The 20,809-nt window shown below is 47.0% G+C and carries 18 protein-coding genes; 12 read left to right on the top strand and 6 right to left on the bottom strand.

The genetic code is table 11. The features are described from left to right. Window positions 1–12 precede the first annotated feature (12 nt). Entirely contained in the window at window positions 13–1,230 is a 1,218-nt protein-coding gene (locus tag L0U89_RS05610) for a hypothetical protein (protein WP_234860632.1), read from the top strand. A gap of 44 nt (window positions 1,231–1,274) precedes the next feature. Here L0U89_RS05610 and L0U89_RS05605 read toward each other — a convergent pair whose 3' ends face one another. Genes L0U89_RS05605 through ispE form a run of 3 tightly spaced genes read right to left on the bottom strand, consistent with a single transcriptional unit; the run spans window position 1,275 to window position 2,693 of the window. Continuing rightward, entirely contained in the window at window positions 1,275–1,607 is a 333-nt protein-coding gene (locus L0U89_RS05605) for a type II toxin-antitoxin system PemK/MazF family toxin (protein ID WP_234860631.1), read from the bottom strand. Beyond that, window positions 1,604–1,837, bottom strand: a complete 234-nt coding sequence (locus L0U89_RS05600) for a CopG family transcriptional regulator (RefSeq protein WP_234860630.1) — start codon at window positions 1,835–1,837, stop codon at window positions 1,604–1,606. The genes L0U89_RS05605 and L0U89_RS05600 overlap by 4 nt, the downstream gene beginning before the upstream one ends. Before the next feature lie 49 nt (window positions 1,838–1,886). Further along, window positions 1,887–2,693: a 4-(cytidine 5'-diphospho)-2-C-methyl-D-erythritol kinase gene (ispE, locus tag L0U89_RS05595; RefSeq protein WP_234860629.1), complete on the bottom strand. Its 807-nt coding sequence runs from the start codon at window positions 2,691–2,693 to the stop codon at window positions 1,887–1,889. Between the two features lie 633 nt (window positions 2,694–3,326). Here ispE and ilvD point away from each other — a divergent pair. From ilvD to truA, 10 genes are all read left to right on the top strand, one after another. Continuing rightward, complete coding sequence (gene ilvD / locus L0U89_RS05590) at window positions 3,327–5,003, top strand: dihydroxy-acid dehydratase (RefSeq protein WP_234860628.1); 1,677 nt, start codon at window positions 3,327–3,329, stop codon at window positions 5,001–5,003. Window positions 5,004–5,015: 12 nt separating this feature from the next. Then, on the top strand, window positions 5,016–6,698 hold the full coding sequence (gene ilvB / locus L0U89_RS05585) for a biosynthetic-type acetolactate synthase large subunit (RefSeq protein ID WP_234860627.1): 1,683 nt from the start codon (window positions 5,016–5,018) through the stop codon (window positions 6,696–6,698). Between the two features lie 15 nt (window positions 6,699–6,713). Continuing rightward, on the top strand, window positions 6,714–7,223 hold the full coding sequence (gene ilvN / locus L0U89_RS05580) for an acetolactate synthase small subunit (protein ID WP_008624342.1): 510 nt from the start codon (window positions 6,714–6,716) through the stop codon (window positions 7,221–7,223). A gap of 14 nt (window positions 7,224–7,237) precedes the next feature. Next, window positions 7,238–8,281 (top strand): ketol-acid reductoisomerase, encoded by a 1,044-nt coding sequence (ilvC, locus tag L0U89_RS05575; protein ID WP_234860626.1) that lies wholly within the window; start codon window positions 7,238–7,240, stop codon window positions 8,279–8,281. A gap of 13 nt (window positions 8,282–8,294) precedes the next feature. After that, on the top strand, window positions 8,295–9,806 hold the full coding sequence (locus tag L0U89_RS05570) for a 2-isopropylmalate synthase (protein WP_234860625.1): 1,512 nt from the start codon (window positions 8,295–8,297) through the stop codon (window positions 9,804–9,806). A gap of 2 nt (window positions 9,807–9,808) precedes the next feature. Next, on the top strand, window positions 9,809–11,209 hold the full coding sequence (leuC, locus tag L0U89_RS05565) for a 3-isopropylmalate dehydratase large subunit (protein ID WP_234860624.1): 1,401 nt from the start codon (window positions 9,809–9,811) through the stop codon (window positions 11,207–11,209). Window positions 11,210–11,313: 104 nt separating this feature from the next. Continuing rightward, complete coding sequence (gene leuD, locus L0U89_RS05560) at window positions 11,314–11,922, top strand: 3-isopropylmalate dehydratase small subunit (protein WP_008624351.1); 609 nt, start codon at window positions 11,314–11,316, stop codon at window positions 11,920–11,922. A 61-nt stretch (window positions 11,923–11,983) separates the two neighbouring features. Beyond that, on the top strand, window positions 11,984–13,603 hold the full coding sequence (locus L0U89_RS05555) for a hydroxymethylglutaryl-CoA lyase-like TIM-barrel protein (RefSeq protein ID WP_008624353.1): 1,620 nt from the start codon (window positions 11,984–11,986) through the stop codon (window positions 13,601–13,603). Beyond that, the gene (gene leuB / locus L0U89_RS05550) at window positions 13,572–14,633 is read left to right on the top strand and encodes a 3-isopropylmalate dehydrogenase (protein ID WP_234860623.1); all 1,062 of its coding nucleotides are present in this window, start codon (window positions 13,572–13,574) and stop codon (window positions 14,631–14,633) included. Before L0U89_RS05555 ends, leuB begins: the two co-directional genes overlap by 32 nt. 72 nt (window positions 14,634–14,705) lie before the next feature. After that, entirely contained in the window at window positions 14,706–15,491 is a 786-nt protein-coding gene (gene truA, locus L0U89_RS05545; protein ID WP_234860622.1) for a tRNA pseudouridine(38-40) synthase TruA, read from the top strand. A gap of 70 nt (window positions 15,492–15,561) precedes the next feature. Here the strand turns inward: truA and L0U89_RS05540 are convergent, their stop codons facing one another. From L0U89_RS05540 to L0U89_RS05530, 3 genes are all read right to left on the bottom strand, one after another. After that, entirely contained in the window at window positions 15,562–16,377 is an 816-nt protein-coding gene (locus L0U89_RS05540; RefSeq protein ID WP_234860621.1) for an enoyl-ACP reductase FabI, read from the bottom strand. A 112-nt stretch (window positions 16,378–16,489) separates the two neighbouring features. Next, on the bottom strand, window positions 16,490–18,142 hold the full coding sequence (gene recN, locus L0U89_RS05535; protein ID WP_234860620.1) for a DNA repair protein RecN: 1,653 nt from the start codon (window positions 18,140–18,142) through the stop codon (window positions 16,490–16,492). Between the two features lie 175 nt (window positions 18,143–18,317). Then, on the bottom strand, window positions 18,318–19,475 hold the full coding sequence (locus L0U89_RS05530; RefSeq protein ID WP_234860619.1) for a PQQ-dependent sugar dehydrogenase: 1,158 nt from the start codon (window positions 19,473–19,475) through the stop codon (window positions 18,318–18,320). 143 nt (window positions 19,476–19,618) lie between these two features. On the opposite strand from L0U89_RS05530, the gene L0U89_RS05525 reads away from it, so the two are divergent. Then, window positions 19,619–20,740 (top strand): sugar phosphate isomerase/epimerase family protein, encoded by a 1,122-nt coding sequence (locus L0U89_RS05525; RefSeq protein ID WP_234860618.1) that lies wholly within the window; start codon window positions 19,619–19,621, stop codon window positions 20,738–20,740. Window positions 20,741–20,809 lie beyond the last annotated feature (69 nt).

Genomic DNA, 20,809 nt, shown 5'->3' with positions numbered 1-20,809 from the left:
TTTGAAAGAAAGATGGAAGAAAAACCAATCAAAAAGCAGCAAGACCTTACTTGGCTCGAAAACCTTCAAAAGAACAGTTGGGAGCCTGAAGTCATCATATCGGGTATTATTCTGGCGTTTTTGTTCGTCATTCCTTCCCGATTTTTTGAGCTTTCGGTTGTTTTGATCCAGGATTATGGATTGGAGCATATTCCAGCGGATTTGGTTTTCGTGTATTTTTCCGCAATCATATCATTTTTCAAAATCTTCCTTGTGTCGCATTTAGTGCTGCGGTTTTTGTGGGCAGGCATGTTGGGAATTTCCTATGCTTTTCCGGAGGGGGTTAAGAAAGAAAATCTCTTTAAGAACTCGCAAAATATTGATTACAAACATCCCACCTATTATTTGATAAAATTGGAGGCTTGGTGTAGCATGGCCTATGGACTTCCTATTTCGGTCGTTGTCCCATTGGTTTTTATCACTTTATACCTGATTTTGCTGATCGGCATTTACCTCGTGTTTGACCTCAATTTCGAAGTGGTTTATGTCATTTTCATGGTCACTTTGATCCTTTTTGCCGTACTATCGCTCGCTTTCAAAAAATCCGCGGTCAGGGATTATATCGGAAGCAGCATGAATGGAACCGTCTCCGCCATCTACCAAAGTAACCTGGGAAAATGGGCGTTTATGCTTTACACAGGAGTGCTGGTGGTACTTTCGTTGCCATTGATTTACTACGACATCAGGGGCTTTTCGCAATATCGAAATGAAGTAAATTTGGAGGAGGCTGACTACAATTGGCCACAGGAATCACAATACTTCGAAAAATACAACACGAGCGGGCGGAGATTTGGCAGGGCATGGACTACGACCAACCTGGTCGGCAGTTCACATATGGTGTTGAATTTGGCCTATTACGAGCGAGACGCAAAAGACTTGCCGAGGATGAATGAATTGCTTCAAGGAGAACAAGACACCTTGCCCTGGAAGGAAGTGAACGAAATCCCCCAATTGTACAGGGTGTATCTCAACGATTCCTTGCTGCAGGATTTGGATTGGCAATCAATAACATCGGGCATGACTGGCCAAAGAGCTTTTTCCACCAATTTGCCTATGGAAGATCTTCCTGACGGAAAACATGAAATCAGAATTGAAAAACTCGTCTATCTTCCTCCTTTTCTTGGAATGGGCAGCGAACTCCGGCACAGGGAGAAGTGGGCGAGGTTTGTTTTTTTGAAGGTGGATGATTGAATTGAAAAATCGGCCAATTCAAAATTCGACACTTCGATCCTCATTCAAAGTGTCGTAATATCTTTCAAAGTAGCAAGTGCATTTTTTAGGACTTCATCAGGCACATGTCCGAGTTTTTGAATCAATCTGTCTTTTGAAATCGATCTTACATGGAAAACCAACATCTCTGACACCGCGCTAAGTCCGTTATCGGGATCGGGATGAATGACGGGATTACCTTGATAATTTTTGATTTTGGTAGTAAGTGGTACTACTATGACTACGGGAAGATACCTGTTCATCAAGTTTCCACTTATTATCACTACCGGCCTGAATCCCGCTTGCTCGCTTCCCTTGACTGGATTAAGATCTACCAACCAAATTTCCCCTTGTCTCATTTCTCCAATTGTCGAAGATACTCGGCCATGCCTTCCTCTGCTACCAAAAGAATATCTTCATCTTCCGACGCGTTTTTGTAGGATTTAATGTATTCTGCACGCTTTAGATGATCAAGATAAAGAACAAGTGCTTTTTCCATCAACTTGTTTTTTGGGAGAGAAAGCTTCTTTGCTTGTTCAGATAGCCTTTCCATGAGGTCGTCGGGTAGTGAACTAGTGAAAGTCGCCATTGTAAATAAGTTTTATATTTACCAAACGTAAATATATTTTTTTAAATTCTCAAAATCCGGCTTCAAAAACAAAATAGCCTTCCGACATTTTCATCTCCTCGGGCTTAGTGGAAAAGAGGCCAAAAACTGTCGAGCCTGATCCTGACATTGCTGCATAGTATGCGCCGCTGTCGTACATCCGTTTCTTGATTGCAGGGAGTTCGGGATGTTTTGAAAATATGCTCTCCTCAAAATCATTGCGCAGCGAGTCTTTCCACAACGACTTATCGGAAAGGATATCCACAAGTGGCACTTCTGACTTTTTTGGTCTCACACCAGCATACGCCTCTTTGGTTCCGATATGGATTGGCGGCTTGACCAATACGAGATAGTCGCCCTTCAAGTCAACATGTACGGGGGCCAAAACCTCCCCCCTCCCAGTTGCGATTTTCGGCGTATTCTCCACAAAAAACGCACAGTCACTCCCAATCTGTGCGGCATATTCCTCCAAAAACCAGGACTCCAAATGCAGGTCAAACAACTTGTTCATCAGCACAAGAGCAAAAGCCGCATCCGCAGAACCCCCACCCAAGCCTGCTCCCATCGGGATGTTTTTATGGAGGTGGATATGTACGTCCCCGACATCCGGGAAATCCTTTCGGATCAACTTCAAGGCCTTGAGCACAAGATTGTCCTTTTCTGCTCCTGGAATTTCCAAACCTGAACTTTCAAAAACAGTCTTCTTGGCGGGAATCATTTCCAGGGCATCATAAAGCGGAATAGGTACCATGCAGGTCTCAATATCATGGAAGCCATCATTACGTTTGGCGACAATATTGAGTCCGAGATTGATCTTTGCGTTGGGAAAATTGATCATAGAGAAAAATTGATGTCGTAAATATCGATTTTAATCTTGGATGAAACCACGCCCAGACATTTTGATCGATGCCAAACTTTAACTTCGTCGACCCTACCCATTTATCAGGATGTGTCGGCTCTACATAATTGCTAGGCCAAAAATTCCAGAGCCAACCTGAAAAATAGGCATCAAATTTTGAAGACTATTGCTTTTTTCATTACAAATTGATTCCGGATTACAAAATCATCAATAATTCGGAAAATAAATTACAAAACCCTGAATTGGTATTTTATTTTGATCATGGCGACTTTTTTAAATTTTTTCGTAAAGTTAGTTTGGTATACAATCGATAAATGGAATAATATTTTGAAAAAATGGTTTATACAGCATTTTTTGATTTACAAACTCTAAAAAAAAAGAAATTAAATATTGTATCTATCGATTTTGAGCCTTAATATTGTATCATCAAAGTCAAAAAAGAAACCATTCCACATGTTTGAAATAGTCACTCCCCTCAGCTTTATTATTGTGATTAGTAGTAAATACTGAGGCGCTGACTTTTACGACAAACAACCATACAATGTAAAGTGCCTCAGATGATGAGGCACTTTTTTTATCAACCTATTAGACATTCAAGACCCTGAATTAACCATGAATTTGAAAAAATACAGTTGGGAAATCAGTCAAAATGAAGAACATCCCGCTGGCAAGGCGATGCTGTATGCCACGGGAATGTCGGATAAACAGATGAACCAGCCTTTTGTAGGGATAGCGAGTTGTGGCTATGAAAGCAACCCCTGCAACATGCACCTCAACGACTTTGCCGGTCTGATCAAGCAAGCTTCCAAAGCGCATGGTCTGACCGGTTTGGTTTTTAATACCATGGGTATATCCGACGGGATATCAATGGGGACTTTGGGCATGCGGTATTCCCTGGTGTCAAGGGAGATCATTGCCGACTCCATCGAGTCCTTTATCCTTGGGCACTCATTTGATGCATGTGTGGCTGTAGCCGGCTGCGACAAAAACATGCCCGGAGCAGTGATGGGAATGCTCCGTATAAACAGGCCTTCCATCATGGTCTATGGCGGCACGATCCGCTCCGGCCTATACAAAGGCGAAAAACTTAACATCGTTTCTGCCTTCGAGGCGTATGGTAAGCGTGTAAAAGGCGAGATGAACGATGTGGATTACCAAGGCGTCATTGAAAATGCCTGCCCTGGTGCTGGTGCATGCGGAGGCATGTATACAGCAAACACCATGTCCTCAGCCATTGAGGCCATGGGCATGTCACTCCCCTACAGTTCCTCAACGCCAGCTACTGCGGAGGAGAAGCAGAAAGAATGTGAGGAAGTATCTAAGTACATCAAGATCTTGCTCGAAAAGGACATCAAGCCCAAAGATATCGTCACAAAGAAGAGCCTAGAAAACGCCGTCCGTGTAGCTGTCGCACTTGGCGGAAGCACCAATGCCGTCCTGCACATTCTGGCGATCGCCAAAACCGCCGGCGTGGACTTCACTTTGGAGGATTTCAAACGCGTCAATCATGAAACACCACTCCTGGGTGATTTCAAACCCTCCGGGAAATTTTTGATGGAGGACTTATTTGAGCAGGGAGGACTTCCAGCCTTCATGAAATACCTCCTCAACAACGGAATGCTGCATGGTGATTGCGTGACCGTGACAGGAAAGACAGTCGCAGAAAACCTGGCGGATATTGACCCAGTGGTACCTTCGTTGGTCAATGTGATCCACCCGATCGAAAAACCATTGAAAGAGACAGGCCACCTGTGCGTACTTAAAGGTAACTTGGCCCCGGAAGGAGCGGTGGCGAAGATTTCAGGAAAAGAAGGAAAATCCTTTACAGGCCCTGCTAGAGTGTTTGATTCGGAACTGGAAGCCAATGAAGCGATCAAGCACAAGCAAGTTGAAAAAGGAGAAGTAATTGTCATCCGCTATATCGGCCCAAAAGGCGGTCCAGGGATGCCTGAGATGCTGAAGCCAACGTCGATGATCATCGGCGCCGGACTTGGTTCGGATGTTGCTTTGATTACAGATGGACGGTTTTCCGGCGGGACACACGGATTTGTCGTAGGACACGTGACGCCAGAAGCATTCCTTGGAGGTCCGATTGCTTTGGTTCAAAACGGTGACATCATCACGATCGATGCCGATACATTGACGCTGCAGGTGGCAGTTTCCGATGAGGAACTAGCCGCACGTAAGCAAACTTGGAGAAACAAAGATGTGAGTGACCTACAAGGCACTTTGAAAAAGTACAACAAACTCGTATCCACAGCATCACAAGGCTGTGTCACCGACCTATAAATCCCGATTACTATGATAAGAGGTGCAGATATCGTGGTCAAATCCCTGATTGCCGAGAACTCAGAGTACATTTTTGGCTATCCTGGCGGGGCTATCATGCCTGTGTATGATGCCTTGTATGATTACAGTGATCAAATCAAACACGTCTTGACCCGTCACGAGCAGGGTGCTATCCACGCGGCTCAAGGTTATGCGCGGGTATCTGGCAAAGTCGGCGTCGTCTTGGTCACCTCTGGCCCTGGCGCTACCAACCTGATTACAGGCCTCGCGGATGCGCAAATTGACAGTACTCCCTTGGTATGCATCACAGGGCAAGTTGCAGCCCACTTGCTGGGCTCTGATGCCTTTCAGGAAACCGACGTTGTAGGCCTATCGATGCCTGGCACAAAGTGGAATATTCAAGTGAGAAAAGTTGAAGATATTGCGCCGGCGATTGCAAAGGCCTTTCACATTGCACGGACAGGCAGGCCTGGGCCGGTACTCGTTGACATCACCAAAAATGCACAGGTAGAATTCGGCGACTTCAACTATGTGCCTTGCCTTGGAGTAAGATCTTATCGACCCTATGTTACGATTGATAAAAAGGCCGTTTTAGATGCAGCTAGTTTGATCAATGAAGCCAAGAAACCCTATTTGCTTTTTGGGCAAGGCGTTGTGTTAGCCAAAGCCGAGGCGGAGTTGCGGGCTTTTTTGGACAAAACAGGAATACCGGCAGCTTGTACATTGTTAGGCTCAGGTGCTTTGCCTCAGGACCATCCCATGTATGTCGGTAAACTTGGCATGCACGGCAACTATGCTCCAAACTTATTGACCAACCAATGTGACGTACTGATCGCAGTAGGAATGCGTTTTGACGACCGTGTGACGGGTGATTTGAAAAGGTATGCCAAACAGGCGAAGGTCATTCATCTGGAACTCGATCCCGCCGAAATCGACAAGAACGTAAAGGCCACAGTAGCTATCCAAGGAGACTGCAAAGATAGCCTCTCACAACTTACCGACGCAGTAAAGCCCAATTCCCATCCCGAATGGATGAAGCGTTTCCGCGAGTTGGAGAATGAGGAAAAAAAAGCCGTATATGCCAATGACCTACATGGAACACACGGTGGTCTCCATATGGGCGAAGTCATCCGTCTAGTCAATCAATTCAAAGAAGATGACGCCATACTCGTCACCGATGTGGGCCAACATCAAATGATTGCTTGGCGGTATTTCGACTTCAAACAAACCCGCACCCAAGTGACCTCCGGCGGCCTAGGAACCATGGGATTTGCGCTTCCCGCCGCTTTGGGTGCCCAACTGCACGATTACAATCGACAGGTAATCTGTGTCGTCGGCGACGGCGGAATCCAAATGACCATTCAGGAACTTGGGACGATCATGCAAACCAAGGCACCCGTCAAGGTAGTGCTGCTCAACAACAATTATCTAGGAATGGTGAGACAATGGCAGCAACTTTTCTTTGACAAGCGCTACTCCTTTACTGAACTTGAAAATCCTGACTTCATCAAGATCGCGGAAGCATACAGCTTCAAAGCCACTAAAGTGACTGACCGGGACGAACTTGAATCCGCCGTTGCCGAAATGCTACTGCACAAAGGTCCATACTTCCTCGAAGTAGTCGTTGAAAAAGAAGACAACGTCTTCCCGATGATTGCCACAGGATGCTCTGTAGAAGAAGTAAGGTTGAGTTAAGCCCAAGCCCAGCATATGAACCGTTATACCATTTTAGTATATACAGAAAATTTCATAGGTATCCTCAACAGGATCACCATCATCTTTACCAGGAGGGGGATCAACATCGATGCGCTCACCGCATCGGAAAGCAGGCTGGACGGAATCCACAAAATCACGATCGAGGTCACCGTCACGCCTGAACAGATCATCCATCTGGTCAAGCAAATCGACAAGATCGTGGATGTGATCAAGACTTACCATTTCACGGATTCTGAGGTAGTCTACCAAGAGATCGCTCTTTACAAACTCCCGACAGAGAGTCTTGATCCCGGCTTGGAAAAAGTCATTCGCCAGTTCAATGCCCATATCATAGCAGCGGAAAAAGAATTTGTCGTCATTGAGTTCACGGGCCACAAGGAGGATACCCAAGCATTGCTTGAAATCCTCAAACCATTCAACTTGTTGGAATTTTCCCGATCAGGAAGGGTTGCGATTGCAAAGCCCAAATTTTCGGTACAAGAATATTTAAATAATCAAACCTAATTAAAATCAACACTATGAAACTGAAATTCGGATCAGTAGAAGAAAACGTCGTCACCAGAGAGGAATTTCCTTTGGAAAAAGCCAGGGAGGTTTTGAAGAACGAAACCATCGCCGTCATTGGCTATGGTGTGCAGGGCCCGGGCCAAGCGCTTAACCTCAAGGACAATGGTTTCCACGTCATCGTGGGCCAAAGGAAAAATTCCAAAACTTGGGACAAGGCTGTGGCAGACGGATGGGTACCGGGCGAGACTTTATTCGATATTGAAGAAGCTTGCCAAAAAGGCACCATTATCCAGTTTCTGCTTTCCGATGCTGGTCAGATCGCGCTTTGGCCGACAGTGAAAAAGTACCTCACTCCTGGTAAAGCGCTGTATTTCTCCCATGGTTTTGGGATCACTTACAAAGAAAAAACGGGTATCATCCCTCCGGCCGATGTGGACGTGATCTTGGTAGCACCAAAAGGTTCCGGAACATCACTTCGCAGAATGTTTGTAGAAGGCAGGGGATTGAACTCTTCCTATGCCATTTACCAAGATGCTACAGGTAAAGCCAAGGACCGCGTCGTTGCATTGGGAATCGGAGTAGGCTCTGGTTACTTGTTTGAAACAGATTTCTACAGGGAAGTGACTTCCGACCTGACAGGCGAAAGAGGTACGTTGATGGGTGCGATCCAGGGGATCTTTGCCGCCCAATATGAAGTATTGAGAGCAAACGGCCATACGCCTTCAGAGGCATTCAACGAGACCGTGGAAGAGTTGACCCAAAGCTTGATGCCCTTGGTGGCCGAAAACGGTATGGACTGGATGTATGCCAATTGCTCCACGACAGCGCAGCGCGGTGCTTTGGATTGGTGGAAGCCTTTCAGGGATGCGACCAAGCCTGTTTTCGAAGAGCTTTACAACAGTGTAAAGACAGGTAAAGAAGCCCAAAAATCAATCGACTCCAACTCCAAGCCTGATTACAGGGAAAAATTGGAAGCGGAATTGAAAGAATTGAGGGAATCTGAAATGTGGCAGGCAGGTGCTACTGTGAGAAAATTGAGGCCAGAAAACAACTGATTAAAAGATTACTATGAGTGACAAGCTATGGATATTCGATACCACCCTCCGAGATGGGGAGCAGGTACCGGGGTGTCAGTTGAACACCAAGGAAAAGATAGTAGTGGCCAAGGCTTTGGAAGCATTGGGGGTGGATATCATCGAGGCGGGATTTCCGATTTCCAGCCCAGGTGATTTCAATTCCGTGGTGGAGATTTCGAAGGCAGTTTCCAATCCTATCATCTGCGCCCTTTCCAGAGCTGTAGAAAAAGATATTGATGTAGCTGCCGATGCCCTGAAATATGCCAAAAAGGGTAGGATCCACACCGGCATTGGAACTTCACCATATCATATCCAATACAAGCTTAGGTCCACACCCGAGAACATTATCGAAAGAGGTGTAAGAGCGGTGAAGTATGCCAAAAAGTATGTGGAGGACGTAGAGTTCTACGCCGAAGACGCTGGTCGTTCAGAATTGCCATTCCTAGCCAAAATCATCGAGGAAGTCATCAAGGCGGGAGCTACAGTCGTCAATATCCCGGATACGACGGGGTATTGCCTTCCAGAGCAATACGGCGCGATTATCCGCTACCTCAAAGAGAATGTCTCCAACATAGACAAGGCGATAATCTCGACCCATTGCCACAACGACCTAGGCATGGCTACCGCCAACACAATCGCCGGCGTGCAAAATGGAGCAAGGCAAGCCGAGTTGACAATCAACGGAATCGGTGAAAGGGCTGGAAATACCTCCATGGAAGAGGTCGTCATGGCGATCAAATGCCACCACGACATTCCTGTTTTCACCAATATCAAAACCGAGAAAATCTACGAGACGAGCCGCCTGATTTCCAAACTGATGAACATGCCTGTGCAACCCAACAAAGCAATCGTGGGCCGAAATGCATTCGCACACTCTTCAGGAATCCACCAAGATGGTGTATTGAAACATCGGGAAAACTATGAGATCATCGATCCCAAAGAAGTCGGCGTGCACGAGTCTTCGATCGTCTTGACGGCAAGAAGTGGTCGCGCGGCATTGAAGTTCCACTTGGATTCACTGGGTGTAGAACTAGAAGGAGATGCGCTCAACGAGGTTTATGAGGATTTTCTGGTTTTGGCGGATTCCAAACGCGATATCGGGCCAAAGGACTTGCTATCCTTGGTTGGTAAATACATGGATGAGTCCTCTTTTATCGAGTTGGGCAAGGTTCACTACAAATCCAATGGTGCTATCGAAGCGACTGTTGAACTGAAGGTGGGCGAAAAAGCCTATGAAGCTACTTCCACAGGAAATGGCCCAGTTGATGCTGTTCTCAAGGCGATTGAGTCTATCGTGAACCCCCATATCGTATTGGAAGAATTCCTCATCCAAGCGATCACAGCGGGCAGTGACGATGTGGCCAAAGTCCATATGCGCTTGATGCAGGGAGATAAACCTTATTATGGCTTTTCCTCCAATACTGACATCGTGCTTGCATCCGCACAGGCTTTTGTGGATGCATTGAACAAAATTCCAGTCAAAGACAAAGTGACGATTGATTAATCATGGACAAAAAAACCCTATTTGATAAAATCTGGGATGCACACGTGGTAAGGTCGGTTCCGTCCGGCCCAGATGTTTTCTTTATTGACAAGCATTTCATCCACGAGGTGACCAGCCCAGTCGCATTTCTCAACCTCGAGAAAAGAGGAGTCGGTGTAATGTATCCTGCAAGGACCATTGCCACGCCCGACCACAACGTTCCCACCGTGGATCAAGACAAGACCATCAAGGATAAACTGTCCAGGATGCAAGTCGAGAAACTCAGGGAAAATTGCCACAAATATGGCATCGAACTCCACGATTTGGGTTCTGACCATCATGGAATCGTCCACGTGATCGGACCGGAATTGGGCGTCACCCAACCGGGCATGACGATCGTATGCGGCGATAGCCATACTTCCACCCATGGAGCTTTTGGAGCAATCGCCTTTGGCATCGGTACTTCAGAGGTAGAAATGGTCTTGGCAACCCAATGCATCATGCAGTCCAAGGCGAAGAAAATGCGGATTACGGTGGATGGCCAACTCGGGAACGGTGTGACCTCAAAGGATATCATCCTATATATTATTTCCAAAATCTCGGCAGCAGGAGCCACGGGCTACTTTGTCGAGTATGCGGGATCGGCGATCCAAAGCCTCAGTATGGAAGCTCGGATGACCATTTGCAACATGAGTATCGAAATGGGCGCGCGCGGAGGCTTGATAGCTCCCGATGAAACGACTTTCAACTATCTCAAAGGCAAGCAGTACGCTCCAAAAGGCGAAGCTTGGGACAAAGCAGTGGCATATTGGAAGACCCTGAAAACGGACGAAGGCGCTGTTTTCGACAAGGAATATCACTTTGACGGCAACGACATCGAGCCGATGATTACCTATGGCACCAATCCCGGCATGGGCATCAAGGTCAAAGACAGGATTCCAACCACTGAGGGTATGGAAGGCAGCAATAAGACAACTTACCTCAAATCTTTGGACTATATGGGCTTCGAACCCGGAGAACCCATCAAAGGCAAAAAGGTGGACTATGTTTTCGTGGGAAGCTGTACCAATGGCCGGATCGAGGATATACGTGCTGTCGCCAATTTCGTCAAAGGAAAACATAAGGCTGACAACATCACTGCTTGGATTGTGCCAGGTTCCAGAGAAGTGGAAAAGCAGGCTCACGAAGAAGGGCTTGTGAAAATATTGGAGGATGCTGGGTTTGAACTTCGCCAGCCAGGCTGCTCTGCATGCTTGGCCATGAACGACGACAAGATTCCTGCCGGCAAATATGCGGTTTCCACTTCCAATCGGAACTTCGAAGGAAGGCAAGGCCCAGGTGCAAGGACAATGTTGGCCAGCCCACTGACGGTGGCCGCAGTCGCCGTGACTGGAGAAATTGTAGATCCAAGAGAAGTGTTTTAATTTCAGTTATTTGGTTATTAGGTTATTGGTTAAAAGGTATTTATATGTCAATTCAAACTCAATAACATAATAACAAATAACCATTAACTCCTATTCAGAAAACTATGGCTTACGATAAATTTACCGTCCTTACCAGCACAGTAGTGCCTATGAGGACCGAGAACGTAGATACAGACCAAATCATACCTGCCCGCTTTTTGAAGGCAACGGAGCGGGAAGGTTTTGGCGATAACCTTTTCAGGGATTGGCGCTACGATGTAGAGGGGAATCCCAAAAAGGACTTCGTCCTCAATGACCCGACCTACTCCGGTAAAATCCTCTTGGCAGGCAAAAACTTCGGTTCAGGCTCCTCAAGGGAACACGCCGTTTGGGCGATTTATGACTATGGCTTCAGATGCGTTGTTTCCAGTTTTTTTGCGGATATCTTCAAAAACAACTGTCTCAACATCGGCGTCTTGCCCGTCACGATCAGTCCTGAATTTGCGGAGATCCTCTTTCAAGCCGTAGAAACTGATCCCAAATCAGAAGTCGAAATTGATATCGACAAGCAGCGGATCACTTTGCTCAAAACCGGCCAATCGGAGACCTTTGACATCAATTCCTACAAAAAGGAAAACATGAAAAATGGCTTTGATGACATCGACTACCTGCTCAACATCAAGGCTGAAATAGCCGATTTTGCCAAAGGCCGAGAGCGGCTTCTGAACGCCTAAATTGATTTCGCGGGACCAAAAGCCAAGATCAACACAAACTTTCTCTTTACCAACCGATCTAATGGGCAACCATAGGAAAATAGAAATCATGGACACGACCCTGAGGGATGGAGAACAGACCTCGGGGGTTTCCTTTATGCCTTTGGAAAAGCTTCAAATTGCAAAGCTCCTGCTGGACGAGCTAAAGGTGGACCGCATTGAGGTGGCATCGGCTCGGGTTTCCGAGGGAGAAATGGAAGGCGTGAAGCGCATCACCCAGTGGGCGTCAGAGAAAGGCTATTTGGAAAAAGTCGAAGTGTTGGGTTTTGTGGACACGCCAGCTTCTGTCGATTGGATTGTGGAGGCAGGAGGACGTGTATTGAATCTTTTGACAAAAGGCTCGCTCAACCACCTCATCCACCAATTGCGGAAAACCCAAGAACAACATTTTGCGGATATCCAAAAATGCGTGGCCTATGCCCGGTCCAAGGGACTAAGTGTCAATGTCTATCTCGAAGACTGGTCCAATGGCATGCGCAATTCCCTCGAATACACCATGAATCTGATCGAGATGCTGGCACAATTACGTGTCCGCAGGATTATGCTGCCGGATACCTTGGGGCTTCTGAATCCCCGTGAGGTGGCACATTTCGTGAAGCTGATCACCTCCGAATTCCCAGATACCCATTTTGACTTCCATGCACACAATGACTACGATTTGTCAGTCGCCAATGTGTTGGAAGCAATCTACAACGGCATTGGAGGCATCCACACGACTGTGAATGGCTTAGGAGAAAGGGCCGGAAACGCACCATTGGAGTCAGTCATCGCCGTATTGAAGGATTTCACGGATTTCCGAATCGGGGTGAAGGAAAACAAGATCTACCGCGTCAGCAAGTTGGTCGAACAGTTTTCGGGACAGCATATCCCAGCCAACAAGCCTGTAGTTGGTGAAAATGTCTTTACCCAAACCGCTGGCATCCATGCGGACGGGGACAATAAGAAAAACCTGTATTTCAACGACCTGATGCCCGAGCGGTTTGGCAGACAACGGAAATATGCCTTGGGGAAAACCTCAGGCAAAGCCAATATCCTCAAAAATCTCCAAGAACTCGGGATCTCACTTGAACCCGAAGAGCTCGCTAAGGTGACCCAAAAGATCATTGAGTTGGGGGATAAAAAAGAGCGGGTTACCACGGAAGACTTGCCTTACATCATTTCCGATGTGTTGCAAAACAACTCCATTACCCATAACATCTATATCGAAGGATATAACCTGAGCCATTCCAAAGGACTAAGGCCAACCGTTCAACTCAAGATGAATATCGATGGGCAAAGCTACGAGGAGGGTTCATCAGGCGATGGACAGTATGATGCATTTATGAAAGCCCTGAAGAAGATCTATAAATCTCTCGACCGGGAACTTCCGATATTAACAAACTACCACGTGACCATTCCACCGGGTGGAAAAACCGATGCCTTCGTGGAAACAGTCATCACCTGGGACTATGGACGGATTTTCAAGACCAAAGGCTTGGACAGTGACCAAACGGTGGCGGCCCTGAAGGCCACCGAAAAAATGCTCAACATCATCGAACAACTCGACAAAGGAAAATCTGGGCCTTTCAAAGCGAGGCCAGAAATAATTGAACAAGACAACAACAGTTTTTATGGAAATGAATATAGCGCTGTTACCAGGTGACGGTATCGGTCCGGAGGTAATCGCACAAGCAGCAAAGGTAGTCAAAGCAGTTGGAGCCAAATTTGGGCACACAATTCACTTCGAAGAGGCCCCGGTAGGAGCGACAGCCATTGATTTGGTGGGTGATCCTTATCCTGAAAGTACCCATGAAGTGTGCCTCAGGGCTGATGCGGTGCTTTTCGGCGCCATCGGCGATCCGAAATACGATAACAACCCCAAAGCCAAAGTGAGACCAGAACAAGGCCTTCTGAGAATGCGGCAGAAGCTTGGACTTTTTGCCAACGTCAGGCCTACTTTTACGTTTCCTTCGCTCATTCATAAGTCTCCGTTGAAACTGGAGCGTGTCGAAGGGGTGGATTTTGTTTTCTTCAGGGAATTGACTGGAGGTATTTATTTCGGTGAACCAAGGGGTAGAAATGAACAAGGCACCAAGGCTTTTGATACCAATGTATATACCAAAGAGGAAATCACACGCCTCGCAAGGATGGGATTCGAAGCCGCGCAGAGAAGGAGAAAACTCTTGACCTGTGTAGATAAAGCAAACGTATTGGCTACTTCCAGACTTTGGAGGGAAACGGTCCAGGAACTTGCCCCAGAGTATCCAGATGTAAAGGTCGAATACGAGTTTGTGGATGCCGTAGCCATGCGGCTGATCCAATGGCCAAAGGCTTATGACGTGTTGATTACGGAAAACCTGTTTGGCGATATCCTGACCGACGAAGCCTCAGTCATTTCTGGATCAATGGGATTGATGCCTTCGGCTTCGGTGGGCACGGACAACAAGCTCTTTGAACCTATCCACGGCTCCTATCCACAGGCTGCTGGCAAGGACATCGCAAATCCATTGGCTACGGTGCTTTCCGCAGCGATGATGTTTGACTATGCTTTCGGACTCAAGGCAGAAGCGCAGGCCATCACCGATGTGGTCAACAAATCCTTGGCTGCAGGGATTGTGACAGAAGATATCGCTGAAGGAGGAAAAGCTTATAAAACCTCTGAGGTTGGGGATTGGCTGGCTGCAAACCTCTGATAACAATTTCACCGAAATTCGAGTCCTGCCAAGCGTTCCTTGACAGGATTCTTTTTTTTCAACCAAATCGATATGCAAAGCAATTGGTATACCTACCTCTTCCATGTCCAATACCTCGGCTTGCGCTACGCTGGCTGGCAAAAACAGGAAGGTGTCCGCACCATCCAAGGGACTTTGGAGCGAACATTCCGTCATTCTTTGGGCGAGGAGCGATTCAAGATACTCGGAGCCAGCAGAACAGATGCAGGAGTTTCGGCGAATCGGGCTGCATTTGAGTTGTTTTCTCCAGTACCGATTGAGATAGGCACTATCTGCTATAAGGTCAACCAGTATTTGCCCACAGATATCCGATTGTTGGAAGTGCGGGAAGTTGGGAAGGACTTCAATATCATCCACGACGTGGCATGGAAAGAGTACCGGTACAACTTAGCATTCGGGGAAAAATTCCATCCGTTCGCAGGGGGATATCTCAGTTACTTTGCTGGCAACCCGGATATTGAGTTAATGCAGGAAGGCCTCGCTTTATTGAAGGGAATGCATGACTTTCGCAGGTTTTGTTCCGTGGATAAGATTACGGACAACTATGTGAGGACGATTCTGGAAACTTCATTCTCCAAGCACCCTCATGCTGGAATTGGCTACGTCCCCGAAGAAAACTATACGATTGGATTTAAAGGGAAAGGATTTCTCCGCTACCAAATCAGGATCATGGTGGGGGCATTGGTAGACTTGGGTATGGGGAAGCTCTCTTTGGTGGAATTTGAAAAGGCACTTTTAGGAACTGAAAACGGCCCTATCGCGATCCAAGCCCCACCCTATGGATTGGTTTTGGAAAATGTGGTATTCAGCAATCTTTAGGCAAAAAAGAAAGGGCCGAAGCCCTAAATGAAGGATGACGGTGATTTGTGGTCACCGCAAATCCGTTATTTCACAAATCCTTGAACTGCTCCATCAATTCCTCCGAAATCCCTGTCGTGGAATAACCGCCATCATGGAAGAGGTTTTGCATGGTAACAAATCTTGTAAGGTCTGAAAACAGCGTGATGATATAGTCCGCGCATGCTTCTGCGGAGGCATTGCCAAGTGGGGACATTTTATCCGCAAAATTGAAAAACGCATCAAATCCACCGATCCCTGTTCCAGCCGTTGTTTTTGTCGGAGATTGGGAAATGGTATTGACACGGACTTTTTTCATCTTTCCAAGTCGGTAGCCATAGCCACGCGCGATGCTTTCCAAAAGCGCCTTGGCATCCGCCATGTCAGTATAAAATGGATAAACCCTTTGTGCAGCGATGTAGGAAAGACCAACGATGGAACTCCACTCGTTGAGGACATCCATTTTCTCAGCTACGTGCATCATCTTATGGAAGGAAATGGCTGACACGTCATAAGACTTATTCATCCAGTCGTAATTCAGGTCTCCATAGGAACGGCCTTTTCGGATATTGGGGGACATCCCGATAGAGTGGAGCAAAAAGTCAAAGTTACCTCCAAGGTATTCTTTCGATTCTGAATACAGCTTTTCGATATCTTCCAAGGAAGTAGCATCAGCGGGAATTACGATCGTCTTGCAATGGTCCGCCAGTTCCTTGATCGCACCCATGCGCATGGCAATTGGCGCATTTGTCAACACAAACTTTGCGCCTTGCTCGTGGGCTTTCAATGCCGCCTTCCAGGCAATGGAGTTTTCGTCCAATGCACCCGTGATGATGCCCAGTTTCCCTTTCAATAGATTCTCAGCCATATGTCTTTTTTGGTTGGTTGAATTGTCAAAGCCCAAAATTAATCAAAAAATTAAGAAATGGGCTTGCTATCCGCGAGGGCGTTTCGTTACCGCCCAGCTTGTTTGGCCGATTTTAGTTGGCCAGCAATTCCTTGGCACTTTCAAATGCGCTTGCCGATGGATTGGCCCCGGCGATCATTTTGGCGATTTCGGTGATCCTTTCTTCCTTGCCCAAAAGTCGTATTTTACTGATGGTTTTATCTGAGCTATTGTCTTTGTACACAAAGTAATGCTGATCGCCTTTGGCAGCGACCTGTGGCAAATGGCTGATGCAAATCACCTGGTGCTTTTTGGAGATTTCCTTCATCATCCTGACCAATTGCAGCGCAACCTCACCGGAAACACCTGTATCAATCTCATCAAAAATCAGGGTCGGTAGGGCCATCTTGTCAGCCATGATGTATTTGATGGCAAAAATCAACCTCGAAAACTCCCCTCCCGATGCGACCTGCTTGAGTGCTTGGGGTTTAATTCCTTTGTTGGCGGAGAAAAGTATCTCGATCTGATCTACTCCGTTTTTTGAAGGAGCAATTTCCTGATGGATAAATTCCACCCGGGCATCTTCCATCCCCAATTGCTGCAGGAGCCTTTGGAGTTGGCTCGCAAATGGACTGAATCCCGACTTGCGCTTTTCAGTTAGGGCTTTTGCTTGTACAAGCATTTCTTTCTCGGCCTTGGTTTTTTCAATCCTAAGCTTCTCCAGGGATTCGTCCAGATTTTCGACTTGGAATACCTTGTCGGCCAATTCCTTTTCAAGTTCAATCAACTTTTCTACGGAATCCAAACCATGCTTTTGCTGCAAATGATAGATATTGCTCAAGCGCTGACGGATGATTTCCAATTTCTCAAAATCCACCTCCAGTCCCGCATCCTCATCCTCCAAGCTTGCGGCGATGTCCTTCAGTTCGATTACCATACTTTGGAACCGCTCGGAATATGCTTGGAACTTGTGAGCATAGCGCGTCAGTTGCTGTAGGCCCTGATTCGCCATGGAAAGCAATCGCAGTGCTCCAAACTGATCGTCTTGAAGTTGACCCAAGATCTCCTGGATTTTGGATTTGATCTCCTCGGCATTTTCCAAGAGTTCCTGATCGGATTCCAGATTCTGCTGTTCCCCAGCTTGTAGCTGGATCGAGGACAATTCCTCCAGTTGAAACTTATTGAAGTCGGCTTCCTTCTTCATCTCAGCCGCTTCATGCGTGAGCTTTTCTAAGGCTTTTGCGGTTTTTTGATAGATCCCGAAAGCTTCCTGATAGGCTTCAAACTCTGTTTTGCTTTGGGTAAAAAAATCCACCAAACCCAATTGATAAGCTCCATCGCCCAGTCGGAGATTGTCGTGCTGAGAATGGATATCCATCAGAAAGAGCCCCAATTCCCGAAGTATATCAAGTCCGACGGGCGTATCGTTGACAAAAGCCCGCGACTTTCCATTGGGGCTAATCTCCCTTCTGATAATGCATTCCGACTCAAAATCCAGGTCATTCGCTTTGAAAAAATCTTCCAAACCGTAGGTGCCGATTTGGAAACTCCCCTCTACCACGCATTTTTTATCCTCGTCGAGCAAGGCCTTCGTATCAGCCCGATTTCCTAAAAGCAAACCCACAGCCCCAAGCATGATCGATTTCCCGGCTCCTGTTTCTCCTGTAATTGTATTGAGCGCACTATTGGGTTGCATCTCTAGGGACTGAATCAGGGCATAGTTGGAAATTCGGAGTGATTGCAGCATAAGGCACAAATTACAGGAGCAAATCTAACAAAATCCGACCGATCCTTTAAACCTTGAGCATAGCCCAATCTACCTTTCCCAAAAAATACTTAGACCCCTTCTGATCGGGACAAAAACACAAAACATGAAAAAAAAGCCCGACCAAATCGATCGGGCTTAGACGTACAATGGGATTTTATCGCTGCGGCACCAACTTGACCAAAAGACTGGTCGCCTCCGTGATGGCATAAATGTACCCGTCTGGACTTTCGGACACTTGGCGTACCCGTCCGATATCCTTGAGCAGGGTTTCTTGGGATTTATACTTCGTACCCTCCAATTCCACGCGGGCGATCTGCATTCCGGCAAGACCTGCCACGAGGATATTGCCTTTCCACTCGGGATATACATCGGAAGTCACCAATGCCATCCCGCAGGTGGCGATCGAAGGAACCCAATATGTCACCGGCTGTTCCATACCTTCTTTTTCTGTCAATTCCGTCAAAATTGAGCCGTCATAATTGATCCCATATGAAATCACCGGCCAACCATAGTTTTTTCCTTTTTCGATCAAATTCAACTCATCCCCTCCTTTGGGACCATGCTCGACGGCCCATATACGGTTGTTGGCCTTGTCATAGATCATGCCTTGTGGGTTTCTGTTGCCATAAGTCCAGATTGAAGGAGAAGCGCCGGGTGTATTGACGAATGGATTGTCAGCCGGGATACGCCCATCGTCGTGGATTCGGTGGATTTTGCCGTGGTCATTGTTAAGTTCTTGGGCGTTCATCGGACGGGAGCCTTTGTCACCGTTGGAAAAGTAGAGGTATCCATCGTTGTCAAAAACGATCCTCGAACCGAAGTGTCTTCCTCCCTCCCACTCTGGATTGCAGACAAAAATCTCCTGCAGGTCTGTGAGCGCGCTGCCGGAAAGTTTGGCTCTGGAGATCACCAAGACTTCACCCTTATCCGCCTTTCTGGCATAGGAAAGGTAAATCCAGCCATTTTCGGCATATTTTGGGTGAACCGCAATATCCAAAAGACCTGCTTGGTTGACCTCGCTGACGGCAGGCACTCCACTGAGCTTGGTTCCCGTGAATTTGTCATCCTTGAAAACGAGGATTTCTCCTTTTCTCTCTGTAACGAGCATGGTGCCGTCAGGTAGCCATGTCATTCCCCAGGGGTTGATAAACTCGGTGTAAAGCGTATCAATTTTGAGCTTGAATTTCTCTGTTTGGACAGCAAATGGATCTGGGGCTACAACTTGGGTATTTTCTTCCTTTTCGGCGCAGGAAACCAATGCCGCAAACGATGCGGCAGCTAATCCCAGATAAATGTTTTTGAAAGTCTTCATGAATGGTTACGAATTTGCCGTAAAAATAATCAAATATCGGCCTGATTGTTTGGTGCTTTTGACGAATGGCTGGTAGGTTTTGCCGAATAGCTTTTTAAAAATTGGATGGATTTCTATCTTTCGACCAATCAAATTTCACCGCTATGCACAACCAAATCTGGATCATGACTTCCGCTTTTGACCAACTCAATTTGGATCAAACCATTTCAAAGGCCAAAGAAATTGGCGTGCAGGGACTGGATCTGTGCGTGTTTAGACGGGATGGGACAAGGGATGATTTTGTGGCCACCCATCTCGATTATGAGGTATTTGGACCGGATGATGCCAAGCGAATTGTGGAAAAATTCAATAGTGCAGGATTACGCTTGTCGATCGGCGCTTTTGAAAACCTCATAGGGGGAGACCCGGCGCAGCGGGTGAAAAACCAAAACCATCTTTTGCGCCTCATCCGAATGGCATACTTACTCGGTGGCGATGAAAATGATGTCAAAGTGGGCACCTTCGTGGGCTATAACCATGAACTGGGAATCCAAGAAAATGGCTTTGAAAAAAACCTTGAAGAATTCCGAAAGGTATTTGCCCCCATCATCAAATACGCCGAGGACCTCGGCGTGAGTATATTGTACGAAAACTGCCCAATGGAAGGATGGCGCTCGTCTGGGTATACGACGACCTTTAATAATCTACCAGGTGTATTGGCAGCCAGAAAGATCATGTACGAACTGGTCCCCAGTCCAAACCATGGGGAAATCTATGACCCTTCCCACGACATTTGGCAAAATACCGACCCGATCGAAGTCATCCGACACACAGATATGACGCGCCTGAAGCGCATCCATGTCAAGTCTACCAGAAACATATCGGATCCTTTTTGGGGAAATATGTACCCGATGCAGCGGGTACGGGAAGACTGGGCGAAAAAAGCTGGAATCCCTGTTAGCACCAACCCTTGGGATCGCCACCACTACGAGGCGACACTCCCAGGATTTGGTCTCGGGGACAGCATGGATTGGAGGGCGTTTGTCCAAACGCTGCATGAAAAGGGCTTTTCGGGGCCTTTTGAAATCGAGAACGAGGCCAAGCTATCCAAGCAAACAGGAAAAATGGCGGCGATCGTCCAGGGCTGCAAAGCTGCCGTACAAAATTTGGCCCCTCTGCTTTGGCCCCTGACTGAGAATGGGTTCGAATACGCCGAACCAATAAAGCCTTTGGTCAACTTGGCACGGAATGATGTGCCCTTGGTGACGATGAAGGATTTGGTTTGACACCTTTGAGTGAAATAAAAAAATCCCGAGAGCTATCTCCCGGGATTTCGATCTTAATCGCCACGCTGT

This window comes from Mariniradius sediminis, from assembly GCF_021491425.1.
GTDB classification, from domain to species: domain Bacteria; phylum Bacteroidota; class Bacteroidia; order Cytophagales; family Cyclobacteriaceae; genus Mariniradius; species Mariniradius saccharolyticus.
Note: the sequence above shows the minus strand (reverse complement) of the source record. Positions and strands in the feature narration are given on the sequence as shown.